Source organism: Candidatus Methylomirabilota bacterium, from assembly GCA_035260325.1.
In the GTDB taxonomy this organism is placed as follows: Bacteria; Methylomirabilota; Methylomirabilia; order Rokubacteriales; family CSP1-6; genus AR19.
In genome coordinates this window covers 1-14,542 of sequence record DATFVL010000196.1, presented here as the reverse complement: position 1 = coordinate 14,542, position 14,542 = coordinate 1, and the positions used below count along the sequence as shown (strand labels likewise).

Here is a 14,542-nt window from a genome sequence, read left to right as displayed (position 1 = left end):
CCGCCGCTCTCCTACGCGGCGCGCGACGCCCAGGCGCTGGCGGGCGCCCTCCAGGCCGGCGGCGGGAGCGTGACGCTGCTCGAGAACCGGAACGCGACGCGCGCCGGGATCGTCGACGCCCTGCGGGCGCTGCCGGCGCGGGTCCGCGAGGAGGACAGCGTGGTCCTCTTTTTCTCGGGCCACGGCGCGATCGGGAACGGGCAGGACGGGAAGCCGCATTACTTCCTCGTGCCGCAGGACGGCCTGCTCGCCGACCTCGGGAAGACGGGGCTCATGGACGACGACCTGGAGGAGCTCGTGGGCAAGATCCCCGCCCGGCAGGTCGTCGTCTTCCTCGACGCCTGCTACTCGGGCGGCGGGACGACCGTGATCCGGGCGCGCGGCGTGGACAACCCCGCGGTCCGGCCGCCGGCGACGGCGCGGCCGCTCATCGAGGCCTCCACGGGCCGCGTCGTCATCTCGGCGAGCCGCCCGGACCAGCCCGCGTTCGAGGACGACCGGCGCGGCGGGCTCTTCACCTCGTTCCTGGTCGAGGGCCTCCGGGGCGCCGCTGACCTCGACGGCGACGGCAAGATCACGGCGCTCGAGCTCTACCAGTTCGTGTCGCCTCGCGTCCGCGAGTACTCGCGCCAGAACTACCAGGCCGAGCAGACGCCGGTGCTCGAGGTGCGGAGCGCCACGGGCGAAATCGTCCTGGCGCGGAGGCGCTGACGTGCCGGACAATGCCCCGGTGCGCCGACGGCTCACCCCCGCGTTTTCCGGAATCGCGCTGCTCGTCCTCACCGCCGCGCTCGCGGGCGCCCAGGCGCCGGGCTGCCGGCAGCAGGGCGAGGTCCACGTCTGCGAGGCCGAGGGCTTCGGCACCATCATCAACAACGACGTCGCGCAGGCCCGCGACGAGGCGCGAATCGACGTGGGCCGCAAGGCGCTCGAGCAGGTCGCCGGGATCCAGGTGGACGCCGAGACGATCACGCGGAACCAGGTGCTCTTCGACCAGCTCGTCCGCACGCAGAGCCGCGGCCTCGTCGAGACCCTCGACGTGCTCGAGGAGGGCAAGCTCGCCGACGGCCGCTACCGCGTGCGCGGCTCGGTGCGGGTGAAGGCGACCGAGGTCCAGGAGCGGATCGAGTCGCTCGTGTCGGAGCTCTCGCTCGTCGTCCTGATCCCCGAGCAGAACCTCGGCACGCCCTCCGGCCAGCCGATCGTCGAGAACGAGATCGTCTCGCGGCTCGTCGAGGCCGGCTACCGGGTGCTCGACTTCGCGACCGTCCAGAAGCTCACGAAGCGCGACCAGATGGCCGCGCTGCTGCGCGGCGACGAGCAGGTGGCGCGCGAGATCGGGCTCAAGTTCCTGTCGAACCTCATCGTGATCGGCCAGGCGGCGAGCCGCTTCAGCCAGAACAACCAGGGCATCCTCTCGGCGCACGCGCGCGTGACCGCGCGGGCGATCGAGTCCGAGACGGGCCGCGTCGTCGCCAACGTCTCGCTCGACCAGATCCGCGGTTTCGGCGGGAGCCCCGAGGCGGCGGGCGAGCGGGCGCTCGTCAACGCAGCCAAGCCGTCGGCCGAGCGGCTGCTCCAGGCGCTCGACGGCTTCTTCAAGCGCAAGGAGCGCCGGATCGACGTGCGCGTGCGGAACCTGCCGAGCCTGGACGAGTACCGCCGCGCGAAGGCGCTTCTGCAGAAGCAGCGCTGGGTGAGCGACGTGGCCGAGGGGGGCTTCGCGAGCGAGATCTCGGTCATCACGCTGACCTACCCGGAGAAGACGTTGTATCTCGCCTCCCGGCTCGGGCAGGACCCGCGCTACCGGCTGCTCGAGTTCGACCGGAGCCGGATCCTGATGGAGTACAAGCCGTGATGCGCCGGACGTGCCGCGCCCTCGTCGCCGCGGTGGCCCTGGTCGCGACGACCTCGTGCGCGACGGCCGCCGAGCGCCCCGGAGCGAGCGAGCCCGTCTGGCTCATGACGGAGGGCGAGGCCGCGCTCGCGCCCCCGCCGCTCACGCGCGCGGCGGCCGAGCTCCCGCGGAGCGGGCCCGTGATCAAGATCGTGACGCCCCAGCAGGCGGCCGAGGTCACGGCGCCGTTCGTGGTCGAGATCCAGTTCGAGCAGCGCGTCGGCGGCGCGGCCGTGAAGATGGACACGCTCAAGCTCACGGTCCTGAAGATCTTCGAGATCGACATCACCGACCGCGTGAAGCCCTACGTGCTGGAAAAGGAGACGAAGCTCCTCGTGAAGGAAGCGAAGATCCCGGTCGGGCGCCATCGGCTGAAGCTCCTCATCGCCGACGCCGAGGGCAGACTGACCGGCGAGATCTTGGAGGTGACGGTCAAATGAGGCGCGCCGCCCAGCTCGCGGTGTCGGTCCTGCTCGCCGTGCCCGCGGTCGCGTCCGCCCAGTCCATGACGGCCACGCTCGGCCAGGTGGCGGCGAAGATCGAGCAGGTCGCGGTGATCAAGGACAAGAACGTGGCCGTCGGCGAGTTCCCGCTGACGACCGGCGTGATGAGCGAGATGGGCGCGTTCCTCGCGGACCAGCTCGACGCGGTCCTCACCGGCCGCGCGTCCGCCGGCGGGTTCAAGATCATCAACCGGAGCCAGCTCTGCCAGGTCATCCGCGAGAACAAGCTCTGGGTGGACGACAAGTTCGATCCCAAGCTCCACGAGAAGCTCGGGCAGTGGGCCGGCGCCGATTTCTTGATCGCCGGGAAGGTGACCGGGCTCGGCCGCCAGCTCTCGCTGACGGTGCGCCTCGTGGACAGCGCGACCGGCCAGCAGGTGTGGGCCGACGCCCTCACGCTCCCGCTCGACGAGGGCCTCAAGGCGCTCCTCGACCGGCGGCTCACCGGCGACGGCTGCGGCGGCGCCCAGGTCGCCATGGCGGAGCCGCCGCCCGCGCCCGCGGGCCCCCAGGTGCCTCCCGGCGGCGCGGCGACGCGGGAGCCGCTCCGTGTAAGTATCTGGACCGACAAGAAGTCCTATCGCATCGGAGAGATGATCGCCTTCGGCCTTCGCGTGAACCGCGACGCGTACGTGACGCTGGTCAACATCGGGACCAGCGGCGACGTCAACATCATCTATCCGAACCAGTTCTCCCCGAATCACTTCGTGCAGGGCGGCCAGGACGTGCTCATTCCGCCGCCCAGCTCCACGTTCCAGCTGACGGTGCAGGGCCCGGCGGGCTTCGATCAGATCCGGGCCATCGCGACCGAGGAGCCGATCAGCCTCCACGCGTCGAGCTTCGGGGGCCAGAGCCGGACGGCCTTCCGCTCCCTCGACCGGATCCAGACGCGCGACCTGTCGGTCGGCATCAAGTCGTGGCGCGAGCAGGTCGCGCCCTCGAAGTGGGCGGAGCAGGTCATCGCGGTCGAAGTGCAACGGTGAGGAGGGCGTCCATGGCGAGCTCGAGACATCGCATCCTGGTCCTGGCTCTGGCGCTGGCCGTCGCGGCGGCGTTCCCGTCGCTCGCGGGCGCGCAGGCCTGGACCGCGCCGAAGCCGACCGACAAGGTCGAGGGCGGCATCAACTGGACGACGCAGGTCATCACCGCCTCGGCGGTGGGCGTGGCGCCGCCCTACGCGGTGAGCGTCGAGCACGGCCGGGCGCTGGCGATCCAGGCCGGCGCCGTGCTCGCCCGCCAGGAGCTGCTCGCGGTCGCGCGCGGCATGGTGATCGACTCGCGCACGACGGTGCAGGCGGCGATGGTCGCGAACTCGGTGACCGAGGCGCGCGTCTCCGGTGTCATCCGCGGCGCTCAGGTCGTGGGGACACGGGACCTCGGCGGCGGGGCGGTCGAGGTGACGGTCGCGATCCCGGCGACGGGCGAGTTCGCCGACCTGCTCCTGCCGCGCCCGCCGCAGCCCGTGCCGCCCGGCGGCGTCGTCACGCCGGCGCCCGCGCCGGCGCCGGTGGTGCCCACGCCCGCGCCGCGGCCCACGACGGTCGTCGCTGTCTTCACCGGGCTCGTCGTGGACGCGCGCGGGCTCGGCATCAAACCCGCGATGGCGCCGAAGATCCTGAGCGAGGGCGGCCAGGAGGTCTACGGCTTCTCGGTGGTGGACCGGAACTGGGTGATCCAGCAGGGGATGGCCGGCTACGCGAAGGACCTCCCCGCGGCCCAGGCGCACTCGCGGGTGACCGACAAGCCGCTCACGGTCAAGGCGGTCGCCGCGGCCGGGACGAACAAGACCGACGTGGTCATCTCCAACACCGATGCGCAGCTCCTGCTCGGCGCGGGGCAGAACCTCGAGTTCCTCGGCAAGGCGCGCGTCATGCTGGTGGTGGATTGATGGCCCGCCGTCGCGCGTTCGTCGTGCCGGCACTCGTCGCCGCGGCCCTCCTCGCCGCCGCGTGCGGCACGACGCTCAAGTCGCAGGGCGCCGGCGACAGTCCGGCCCATCACTGGGCACTCGGGATGAAGTTCCTCGAGACCGGCGAGGCGGCGCGCGCGCAGGAGGAGTTCGAGCGGGCGCGCGGACTCGACCCCGACTACGCCCCCGCGTACGAGGGGCTCGGTCTCGTCGCGCTCGCGCGCAAGGACCCCGAGGCCGCCGAGGACTTCCTGAAGGAGGCGAAGTCCAGGGACGGGAAGTACGTGCCCGCCTACCTCGGCCTGGCGCGCGTCTACATGGCGACGAACGAGCTCCGCCGCGCTCGCGACGAGGCGGAGTCGGCGGTCAAGCTCGCGCCGCGGAACGCGCGCGCGCATCTCGTGCTGGGTCAGGTCTTCCTCAAGCAGCTCGAGTTCACGCGGGCCGAGGCGAGCTTCTCGCGGGCCCTCGAGCTCGAGCCCACCTCGGCCGACGCGCGGCGCGAGTGGGACCGCTCGGTGAAGATCCGGCAGGCGTCGCCGGGCACGCTCGTCGGCAAGCGCATCGCGCTCGCCGATCCCGTCACGCGCGGCGAGCTGGCGGCGCTCCTGGCGACCGAGCTCGGAGTCGAGACGCGGCTCCGCAAGCTCCGGCCCGAGCTCTTCGACCCCTCGTTCCGGCCGCCGGGCGCGCCGAACCCCGCGGCGGCCGGGCCCGTGGCGCCGAGCGACGTGGACGGGCACTGGGCGAAGAACGCGATCGAGCTCGCCATGCGCCTGAACCTGATGGACGTCTACCCCGACGGGAAGTTCCGTCCCGACGAGCCGGTCACGCGCGCGGGGCTCGCCACGACGCTCGAGCAGGTCCTCGCGGTCATCGCGAACGACCCCGCGCTCAAGACCCGGTACCTCGGCCAGCAGAGCCCGTTCCCGGACGTGCGGAGCGATCATTTCGCCTACAATGCCGCGGTGGTCGTGACCACGCGCGGCCTCATGGAGTCGGAGCGCCCGAGCGGCGCCTTCCGGCTGGCCAATCCGGTGTCGGGCCCCGAAGCCCTCCTGGCGATGCGCAAGCTCGCGGAGGTGTTCTAGACTCCTCGAGGACGTCTCGGCGACGTCATGCTCGGGCGGTGAAGGAGGGACGGCGATGATCCAGCGCACCCGTTCGACGCTCCCGTTCGCCCTGGCCCTGGCCCTCCTCGCGGCCCCGACGGGCGCCGGCGCCCAGCCGAAGGACAGCGGGCCGGGCATCCAGGACGTGCAGGGCGAGGCGTACAACGGCCCGAAGGCCCGGATCGCGGTCAAGGACTTCGAGGACAAGATGTCGAGCACGGGCCACTACCGCGCCGAGTACGGGCGCGGGATGCGCGACATGCTGACGACCGCCCTCTTCGAGACCAACCGCTACATCGTCCTCGAGCGCGAGAAGCTCCAGGGCGTCGTCGAGGAGCTCAGGCAGGGGACCTCGGACCTCTTCCGGAAGGAGGCGACCGTGCCGCTCGGCGAGCTCGAGGGCGCGGAGCTTCTGATCACCGCGGCGATCACGGGGTTCGACCCCGGCACCTCGGGCGGCGGCGGCTCACTCGGCGGCCTCGTGCCCGGACGCCTCGGCGGCGTGCTCGGCGGGGTCGGCGGCGGGTACAAGAAGGCCACGGTCGCGATGGACCTGCGCGTGATCGACGTCCGCACCGGGCGCGTCGTCGCGGCGACCGCCGCCCACGGCGAGGCGACCTCGTTCGCGGCGGGCCTCGGCGGCATCGGCGGCGGGATGGGCGGGAGCCTCGGCGGTTTTGCGAAGACGCCGATGGAGAGCGCGATCCGCGACATGATCAAGAAGTCGGTGGACTTCGTCGTCGGGAAGACACCGGCCGTCTACTATCGCTTCGGCGGGACGACGGTGGCCTCCCCGCCCGGGGGCGCGCCGCCCGGCGCTCCGCCCGCGGTCGCCGCGCTGGCGCCTCCGCCGCCGGCCGCGGCGCCGTCGGGTCCAAAGGCGCTCGCGCTGATCCGGAGCGACGCCGATCAGAACCTCGTCGCCCGGCTCACCGACGCGACGGTGCGGGGCGCGGTCTTCACCGTGGTGGTGACGCTCACGCTCGAAGAGGGCAAGGCGCAGTCCGAGAAGATCGAGCTCGTCGCCGGCAAGAGCCTCGTCCTCGATTACGCGACGGGCCAGACGTACGCGGTGATCAACGCCGACGGCTTCACGTCGGGCCAGCTCAAGGCGGGTGAGGTGAAGACGCTCCGCGTGACGTTCAAGGCGCCGAAGGACGCGAAGACGGTGGGGATCACGCTGTCCGGCGTCGGGACCTTCGACGACGTGAAGCTCGGGCCATGAGGCTGCGGCCCCTCGGCGCGCTCGGCGCCGCCGTCGCGGCGCAGCTCCTGCTCGCCGGGTCCGCCGGCGCCGACACGCTCTTCCTCCAGGGCCGGATGGGCGGCCGCGTCACGCTCGAGATCACCGAGCGCTACGACCCGGCGCCCGGCACCAGCTGGATCAGCCTCAGGTCGCACCGGACGCCCTCGTTCGGCTCCACGACGTGGCGGCAGACCGTCGTGAGCGAGGAGGTCACCTACTCGGTGGACCCGGCGCAGGCGGCGGTGTCGCCCGACGAGAGCGGCAACCGGGTGCTCACCGAGCGCTGGGAGCAGCCGCGGACCCCCATCACGATCGTTCGCAAGATCCAGGTGGACACCGAGGCCACGCTCGGCCCGCTCCAGAGCCGGGCGCCGTTCCCGCCAGGCCAGCTCGCCCCCGAGGTGGCGCGCTTCCTCCGCGCGACGGCGATGACCCAGGCGCAGGATCCGAAGATCCAGGGCCTCGCTCGGCGGCTCGTGTCCGGGGCGAAGACCGAGCGCCAGGCCGTGACGGCGATCCTCAACCACGTGGTGGACACCCTCGCGTACCAGTACGACCCGCCGGCGCACGACGCGCTCGGGGCACTCGAGCGGCGGTTCGGCAACTGCCAGGGCTTCTCGCACCTCTCGATCGCGCTGCTGCGCGCCGCCGGTATCCCGGCGCGGCTGACCGTCGGCATCAGCCTCGCGAAGGGCTGGCGCGTGACGCACCCCGACGGGACCCTCACGTTCAAGATGGGCCAGGGCCGGCACGCGTGGATCGAGGTCTACTACCCGGACCTCGGCTGGATCCCGTACGATCCGCAGTCGAGCCACCTGTTCGTCTCGATCTACCACGTGCGCCAGGCGGTCGGGCTCGACGTGACGGACGTGGTCGGCATGATCACGGCGATGCCGACGCTCCCGGGCATGCAGGACACGATCAACGGCGACGGCCTGAACGAGAGCATCGCGGTCCGGACCGTGAGCACGGCGCGCACGCCGCACAACTACGTCGTCTCGCCCGACGTGCGCGACGCCGTCGTGGTCGTGACGCCCCCGCCGCCCGTCACGCCGCCGCCGGTGACGCCTCCACCGCCCGTGACGCCGCCCCCGGCCGTGACGCCGCCCCCGACCGTCACGCCGCCTCCGGGCCCGCCGCCGATCCGGCGCCAGGACCTCACGCGCCTCGTCGAGTTCGGGAACCTCGAGTTCCCGGCCTCGCTCCGCATCTTCGGCAGCGTCGAGGTGACGGGTGGCGTCGTGCAGTCGCGCCGCACCTTCATCGTCGAGACGGCGGATTACGCGACCGGCCGCGAGGAGCTCGCCCAGGCCTTCAGCACGGACCGGCCGCTGATCCTGGGGAGGCTCTCGCTCGCGCTCCAGAAGTTCGGCGGCTCGACGGGCGAGCTGTGGATCGAGCTCTTCGAGGCCGCGGGGCGCAAGCCCGGAGCGCGCCTCGCCGAGAGCCGCCGCCTCCCGGTCGCGGGGCTCATCGAGCGGGGCGGGTACCGCTGGGTCGTCTTCGACTTCGCGCCCGGTGACCAGGCGCCCCTCCTCGGCCCGGGGCGCTACTGGGCGGTGCTCCGCTCGACGGGCGACGGGATCTTCAACTGGTACTTCTCGCTCGGCAACGCGTACGGCGACCCCGACGACACGCGCTCGCGGCCTCGCGGGGCGTCCGACTGGTCGAACATCCTCAACTATCGGTTCAACTTCCGCGTGACGGGACTGGTGAAGCCATGACACGCCTGACGGCCCTCGCCCTCGCCCTGCTCGTCGTCGCCGGCTGCGCCTCCGGCGAGTACACCAAGGGACCCGTGGTCTCCGCGAAGGAGCTGCCGCGGACCATCGCCGTGCTGCCGCTCGTGCCGCCCGAGGATCCCGACAAGGAGGAGCCGGCGCGCGTCGTGACGCGGATGATCTACGGCTCGCTCAGCGCGAGCGCCTACGACGTCATCAAGCCCCAGGTCGTCGAGGAGCGCCTGGTGCGCGCGGGGCTCGGCGACCCGAAGGCCGCCCAGGCCAAGACGCCGGCCGAGCTGGCGAAGCTCCTCAAAGTGGACGGCGTCGTCTACGGCGAGCTGACCCATTGGAACCGGATCTTCCTCGGCGTCTACGCCCAGGTCGCGGCGGGCGCCCACATCAAGCTCGTGGACGCGCGCAACGATGTGGTCCTGTTCGAGCGCACGGAGGTCTCGCGGAGCCACGAGGGCGGTGTGCCCACGAACGCGATATCGGCCGCGATCACGCTGGTCCAGTCGGCGCTGAAGCTCCGCGAGATCGAGCTGATCCGCGCGTCGGACGACCTCGTACGCAACCTCCTCAAGGGCGTGCCCACGCCGCCGCCCGGCGAGGCGCGCCGCCCGCCCGCGTTCGGCAACGTCCTGAGCGACGGCTCGGGCCGGCTGCTCAAGATCGGCGACGTCGTGACGGTGATCGCGCAGGGCCAGCCCGGCGCGATCGGCACCTTCGACGTGCACCCGATCGCGAAGGACCTCGCGCTCGAGGAGACCGGCGAGGGCGTCTACGTCGGCCGCTACACGGTGAAGCCCGGTGACAACGGGACGGACGCGTTCGTCGTCGCGCGCCTCGCCGACGGCGCAGGGCGCTTCAGCGAGCGCGAGGACGTGCTGGGCCGCTTCAACGTCGACACGGTGCCGCCCGACGCTCCGAAGGGCCTCGGCGTGAGCCTCAAGGACCGGACGCTCAGGCTCGCCTGGACGGCGAACACCGAGCCCGACCTCGCCGCCTACCGCGTCTACCGCAGCGGCTCGGCGCTGTCGGGCTTCACGGTGGTCGCGACCACCGAGACGCCCGGCTTCTCGGACGCGATCGAGGGCATCGCGTACTATCGCGTCACCGCGGTGGACAAGGCGGGTAACGAGAGCGCGCCGGGGCCCTCCGTCGCGCTGCCCGTGCTGCCGTCGCAGCTCACGGGAACGGTCACGGCCGAGAGCTACCTCGTGCCCGCGCACTCGCCCTACGTCGTGCAGGGGAGCCTCACGGTGGACAAGGGCGCGACCCTCACGATCCTGCCAGGGGTCGTGATCCGCTTCGCGCCGGGCGCCGAGGGGATCGTCGTCAAGGACGGCGCGCTCGTCGCGCGCGGGACGCCCGCGCAGCGCATCACCTTCACGTCGGCGAGCGAGCGGCCGCGGGCCGGCGACTTCGGCGCGGCCGTCGTGGTCCGCGCGAAGACGGGGCAGACCTCGGCGCTCGAGGAGGTCGTGGTGGAGCACGCCGGCGTCGGCGTCCGGGTCGAGAGCGGCGGCGTCGAGGTGCTGCGCGCCGAGATCGCGAAGAACCTCCAGAGCGGCGTCGAGGTGTCCGGGACCGGCGTCCTGAAGCTCGGCGACAGCCGCGTGGCCGGCCAGCCCGCGGGCACGGGCGTCACGGTGCAGGGCTTCGGGCGCGCCGTCCTCCGCGGCAACAGCATCGTCGACAACGGCTGGGCCGTCGTGAACTACTCCGGGAACCAGGTGGACGCGCGCGAGAACTGGTGGGGCGCCGGGACGCCCGCCGAGGGGCTGTTCGTCGGCGATGTGGATCACCGCAGCCCGCTGGCCGTCGAGGCCGGACGCAAAAAATGAAGCCCCGCGTGCCTCCGGCAGGCCACCCACGGCTCACGCCGGCCTCGCGGGCCCCGCTACAAACGGAGCTGCACGCACCTGCGGCAGGCCACCTGGGGTCCAAGCCGGCCTCGCGGGCCCCGCTACAGTGAGCCGCGCGTTGCGGTGAAGCCGCCCCGCCTCAAGCTCCCGAGGCTCACGCTCTCGGGGCTCCGGCGCCAGCCCCGGAAGCTCGGCCCCTGGTGGCGGAACCACCGGCGGCGCCTCCTGCAGTTCTGGGCCGTCGGCGTGGCGTCGAGCGTCGTCGTGACGGCGGCGTCGGCCGCGGGTTACCTCGAGGGCACGCAGGCGAAGACGCTCGACCTGCTCCTGCGCCTGCGGGGGAGCGAGCTCAACGCCGACGTCGTCATCGTCGCCATCGACGACGAGGCGTTCGACTCGGTCGGCCAGCTCCAGCCCCTGCCGCGCGAGTACCTCGCGAAGATCATCCGCGGCCTCCAGCGCGCCGGCGCCGCGGTCGTCGGTCTCGACGTGACGTTCCAGGCGCCGACCACGCACGCCGCGGACGCCGCGTTCGCGCGCGCGGTGCGGGACTTCAGCGACGACGGTCTCTCGCGCGTCGTCCTCACGTCCGGCGTGATGCCCAAGACGGGCCCGCTCGCCGATGGAGCACTCCTGGCCGCGGTGGTCCGCGGCGCGCCCGACGTGCCCGAGGACCCCGACGCGATGATCCGCCGGACGACCCTGCTCCTGCCCGGGCCCGGCGGCCGGTTCGAGCCGTCGTTCGCCCTCGCCGTGGTCGCGCGCCTGGGCGGCCTGCCCCAGCGGACGCTCGACGAGGCGCTCGGCGGGGGGCTGGGCACCCTCGCGCTGCCCGAGTTCAGGCGCGGCCACGGGCTCGATCCGCGCGGCGAGCCGCTCACGATCCGCGCCGACGAGCTCCTGCGCATCAACTTCATCGGCAAGATGAAGAGCTTCCTCACGATCCCGTCGAACGCCGTCGCCGCGCTGGCGGACCCGCGGGCGGAGATCGCCCCGGACAACCCCTTCCGCGGGCGTGTCGTGTTCGTCGGGGCCACGTTCCAGGAGAGCCGCGACTTCTTCACGACGCCGCACGGCGCGATGGCCGGCGTGGAGGTCCACGCGAACGTGGCCCACATGCTGCTGACCCGGAGCTTCATCCGCCCCTCGGGCTGGGTCGTCAGCTTCCTGCTCCAGGTCGTCGTCGTCATGTTCACGGGCGCGGTGCTCGTCAGCTATCCGCCGATGGTGGGCACGCTCGTGAGCGTCGGGGGCATGCTCCTCGTCGGCTTCCCGGCGAGCTACGTGATCTTCCACCGCGGCAGCTACTGGGTGGACTTCATGCTGCCGATCCTCGCCACGCGCTTCCTGGGATTCGGTGCCGACACGCTCGAGCGGCGGCGGTTCAAGCAGGCGTTCAGCCGCTACGTCAGCCGCGAGGTCGCCGCGCAGGTGCTCTCGGAGTCGCCGGGGCTCCGGGGCGAGCGCCGGGAGGTCTCGATCCTCTTCTCCGACCTCCGCGGCTTCACGACGATGTCGGAGGACATGCCGCCCGAGCAGGTCGCCGCGATCCTGAACGAGTACTTCGACGCGATGACCGCGGCGATCTTCAGGTACCGCGGCATGATCAACGACTTCGTCGGCGACGCGGTCATGGCGATCTTCGGGGCGCCGCTCCAGGACCGCGAGCACGCCCTGCACGCGACGCGGGCGGGGATCGCGATGGGCGAGGCCCTCGAGGCGCTGAACCTCCGCTGGAAGCGCGAGGGGCTGCCACAGCTCCGGATGGGGATCGGCATCCACTCGGGCGAGGTCTTCGCCGGGAACATCGGCGGCCGATCGCGCGTCAAGTACACGCTCATCGGCGACGCGGTGAACGTCGCCTCGCGCGTCGAGGGCTTGAACAAGGAGCTCGGCACGACCATGCTGATCACGGAGGCCACGCGGCGCCTCCTGGGCGACGGGGTGAAGGCGCGGGACATGGGCCCGCGCGAGGTGAAGGGGCGGACGGAGCTCGTGCACGTCCATGAGCTGCTCGCCCTCGTCGGCGGCGGCTGACGGGGGCGCCGGAAGGAGCCGGGGGATGAAGCGGACATTCGTGGGGCTCGTGGCGCTCGGCGCGCTGGCGCTCGGGACGGCGGCGTGGGCCGCCGACCCGGTCGCGTACATCACGGAGATCCAGAAGAAGGCCGGGGGCGAGGTGCGCGTCCGCGGCGCCGGCGAGAGCGAGTGGAAGGCGCCGCGGCCGCTGCTCGCGCTGCGCCCCGGCGACCAGATCCAGGTGCAGGGCGACGCGCGCGTCGTCGTCCTCTTCCACGCGGGCGGCGGCACGAAGACGGTCACCGCCGCGAGCTCGCCGTTCACGGTGGCGGCGGCGAGCGGCGCCGCCGGCGGCGGCCAGCTCCGGACCGTCACGGCCAGCGTGAGCCAGTTTCTCCTCGGCAGGCAGGAGACGCCGCAGTACCGCAGGCTCGCCACGCGCGGCCTCTGCGCCGAGCCGCTCATCCTCTCGCCGCGGCACACGCGCCTCTTCGCTGGCGAGCTCAGGCTCGAGTGGGAGGGGTGCGACACCTACCGCTACACGGTCCGGATCGTGGGGCCCCAGGGCGTCCTCTGGGAGCAGGCGGATCTCCCGCGCCAGCCGCTCGCCTATCCGGCGACGGCGCCCGCGCTCACGCCCGGCGTGCCCTACCGCTGGGAGCTCGAGGCGGCGGGCCACCCGGTCGAGCGGGTCCAGTTCGAGATCCTCACCGAGGGCGAGGCCCAACGGATCCGGGGGACGCTCTCGCTCCTCGACCGCGCCGAGGGCTATTCGCCCGTGACGCTCGTCGTGATGCGGACGGCGGTGCTCTTCGAAGAGGGGCTCTACAACGAGGCCCGGCGGCAGCTGGAGACCGCGCTCGCGGCCCAGCCGGGTGAGCCGAACCTCCGGATGCTGCAGGGATACGTCTACCAGCGCATCGGGCTCAACGCGCTCGCGGCGGACGCCTTCGAGAAGGCCAAGTAGGGCTCAGGCCGGCCGGCGCCCGAGGAGCGAGAGGCCGCGCGCGGTCAGCACGATCTCGCCGTGCTGGTTCCGCATCTCCGTGAGCGAGCGGAGCAGCCCGCGGTCGGGCTTGCTCCGCGACGGGATCGCCTCGAGGATCGTCATCCGCACCGAGAGCGTGTCGCCCGGGCGCACGGGCTTGAGCCAGCGGAGCTCGTCGATCCCGGGCGAGCCGAGGCTCGCGGTGTCGGTGAGGAGCCCGTCGCAGAGGATCCGCATCCAGAGCGAGCAAGTGTGCCAGCCGCTCGCGAGGAGGCCGCCGTAGATCGAGCGCCTCGCGGCCTCCTCGTCCACGTGGAAGGACTGCGGGTCGAACTCCCGTGCGAACGCGAGCATGCTCTCCCGCGAGATCGTGCGGCTGCCGAGCTCGAGCACCTGGCCCGGCGCGAAGTCCTCGAAGTAGCGCACGACCTTCATCTTACGCTCGCCTCGGACGGCGGGGCCCCAGCCCCGCGACATCCTGCGGCTCGCACCACCCTCAGGAGGTCGCCGGCGCGGGCGAGCCCACCCGGCGCGAGCCGACCGGGTGCTCGCGGATCGCCAGCGCCAGGCCCGCGGCGAGGAACGCCATGAGCGCCGCGGAGACGAACGCGATCGAGTAGGTTCCCGTCCACTCGTAGAGCCAGCCCGCGAGCGCGGCGCCGAGCGCCGCGCCGACCTGGTGCGAGAAGTAGATCCAGCCCGACAGCTCACCGACCGAGTAGCGGCCGAAGATGTTCGCGGTGAGGGTCGTCGTCGGGGGCACGGTCGAGATGTAGTTCAGGCCGAAGATCGCCGCCCAGAGGTGGAGCGACGGCGCGTTCCACACGTAGAGCAGGAACAGGAGCGAGAGGCCGCGCACGAAGTAGTAGAAGGCGAGCGGCCCGCGGCGGCCGAAGCGGTCGCAGATCCAGCCCGAGCCGATCGTCCCGAACACGTTCATCGCGCCCATCACGCCGAGCGCGGTCCCCGCCTGGAGCTCCGTGAAATTGTGCTCGAGCGCGTGCGGCATGAAGTGGGTGAGCACCATCCCGACGGAGGTGTAGCCGCAGATGAAGAAGGTCGCCATGAGGAGCCAGAACTGCGGCACGAGCAGCACGTCCGTGACCGAGACGCGCTCCGCCCGCTCCCTCGCCGCCGCCTGCGCCGCGGTCGGCGCCGGCCCCGTCGCGCCGTACGGCCGGACCCCGCTGTCGGCGGGGTCGTTCCGCACGAGCCAGAACGCGAGCGGCAGCACGGTGAGGAGCAGCCCGACGCCGAGCCAGAAGAAGCTTCCCCG

13 protein-coding genes are annotated in these 14,542 nt (G+C 72.4%); 11 read left to right on the top strand and 2 right to left on the bottom strand.

Annotated elements, in window-relative coordinates; genetic code table 11:
- The 11 genes from VKG64_12920 to VKG64_12870 form a co-directional block, all read left to right on the top strand.
- A partial coding sequence (locus VKG64_12920) for a caspase family protein (protein HKB25944.1) occupies window positions 1–711 on the top strand: 711 nt, incomplete at its 5' end.
- 1 nt (window position 712) lies between these two features.
- Window positions 713–1,858: a hypothetical protein gene (locus tag VKG64_12915; protein HKB25943.1), complete on the top strand. Its 1,146-nt coding sequence runs from the start codon at window positions 713–715 to the stop codon at window positions 1,856–1,858.
- Window positions 1,855–2,337: a hypothetical protein gene (locus VKG64_12910; GenBank protein HKB25942.1), complete on the top strand. Its 483-nt coding sequence runs from the start codon at window positions 1,855–1,857 to the stop codon at window positions 2,335–2,337. Before VKG64_12915 ends, VKG64_12910 begins: the two co-directional genes overlap by 4 nt.
- A complete protein-coding gene (locus VKG64_12905) occupies window positions 2,334–3,383 on the top strand; it encodes a DUF4384 domain-containing protein (protein ID HKB25941.1) in 1,050 nt (349 codons plus the stop codon). The genes VKG64_12910 and VKG64_12905 overlap by 4 nt, the downstream gene beginning before the upstream one ends.
- Window positions 3,384–3,394: 11 nt before the next feature.
- Window positions 3,395–4,288 (top strand): hypothetical protein, encoded by an 894-nt coding sequence (locus VKG64_12900; GenBank protein HKB25940.1) that lies wholly within the window; start codon window positions 3,395–3,397, stop codon window positions 4,286–4,288.
- Window positions 4,288–5,400, top strand: coding sequence for a tetratricopeptide repeat protein (locus VKG64_12895; GenBank protein HKB25939.1), 1,113 nt, complete (start codon window positions 4,288–4,290; stop codon window positions 5,398–5,400). The genes VKG64_12900 and VKG64_12895 overlap by 1 nt, the downstream gene beginning before the upstream one ends.
- 55 nt (window positions 5,401–5,455) lie before the next feature.
- Window positions 5,456–6,646 (top strand): CsgG/HfaB family protein, encoded by a 1,191-nt coding sequence (locus VKG64_12890; protein HKB25938.1) that lies wholly within the window; start codon window positions 5,456–5,458, stop codon window positions 6,644–6,646.
- Entirely contained in the window at window positions 6,643–8,391 is a 1,749-nt protein-coding gene (locus tag VKG64_12885; protein ID HKB25937.1) for a transglutaminase family protein, read from the top strand. Before VKG64_12890 ends, VKG64_12885 begins: the two co-directional genes overlap by 4 nt.
- On the top strand, window positions 8,388–10,238 hold the full coding sequence (locus VKG64_12880; GenBank protein ID HKB25936.1) for a GNA1162 family protein: 1,851 nt from the start codon (window positions 8,388–8,390) through the stop codon (window positions 10,236–10,238). Before VKG64_12885 ends, VKG64_12880 begins: the two co-directional genes overlap by 4 nt.
- A 144-nt stretch (window positions 10,239–10,382) precedes the next feature.
- Window positions 10,383–12,296 carry an adenylate/guanylate cyclase domain-containing protein gene (locus VKG64_12875; protein ID HKB25935.1) on the top strand — a complete coding sequence of 638 codons (1,914 nt, stop codon included), beginning with the start codon at window positions 10,383–10,385 and terminating at the stop codon, window positions 12,294–12,296.
- A gap of 25 nt (window positions 12,297–12,321) precedes the next feature.
- Window positions 12,322–13,245, top strand: a complete 924-nt coding sequence (locus tag VKG64_12870) for a hypothetical protein (protein ID HKB25934.1) — start codon at window positions 12,322–12,324, stop codon at window positions 13,243–13,245.
- Window positions 13,246–13,248: 3 nt separating this feature from the next.
- Here the strand turns inward: VKG64_12870 and VKG64_12865 are convergent, their stop codons facing one another.
- The gene (locus VKG64_12865) at window positions 13,249–13,692 is read right to left on the bottom strand and encodes a MaoC family dehydratase (GenBank protein ID HKB25933.1); all 444 of its coding nucleotides are present in this window, start codon (window positions 13,690–13,692) and stop codon (window positions 13,249–13,251) included.
- 70 nt (window positions 13,693–13,762) lie between these two features.
- Window positions 13,763–14,542: MFS transporter (locus VKG64_12860; GenBank protein HKB25932.1), on the bottom strand; the 780-nt coding region annotated here is incomplete at its 5' end.

What these genes read in the sequence shown, in the direction of transcription:
- VKG64_12890 (HKB25938.1), top strand. Translation starts at nt 5,456, where the DNA reads ATGATCCAGCGCACCCGTTCGACGCTCCCGTTCGCCCTGGCCCTGGCC.
- VKG64_12895 (HKB25939.1), top strand. Translation starts at nt 4,288, where the DNA reads ATGGCCCGCCGTCGCGCGTTCGTCGTGCCGGCACTCGTCGCCGCGGCC.
- VKG64_12870 (HKB25934.1), top strand. Translation starts at nt 12,322, where the DNA reads ATGAAGCGGACATTCGTGGGGCTCGTGGCGCTCGGCGCGCTGGCGCTC.
- VKG64_12900 (HKB25940.1), top strand. Translation starts at nt 3,395, where the DNA reads ATGGCGAGCTCGAGACATCGCATCCTGGTCCTGGCTCTGGCGCTGGCC.
- VKG64_12905 (HKB25941.1), top strand. Translation starts at nt 2,334, where the DNA reads ATGAGGCGCGCCGCCCAGCTCGCGGTGTCGGTCCTGCTCGCCGTGCCC.
- VKG64_12880 (HKB25936.1), top strand. Translation starts at nt 8,388, where the DNA reads ATGACACGCCTGACGGCCCTCGCCCTCGCCCTGCTCGTCGTCGCCGGC.
- VKG64_12885 (HKB25937.1), top strand. Translation starts at nt 6,643, where the DNA reads ATGAGGCTGCGGCCCCTCGGCGCGCTCGGCGCCGCCGTCGCGGCGCAG.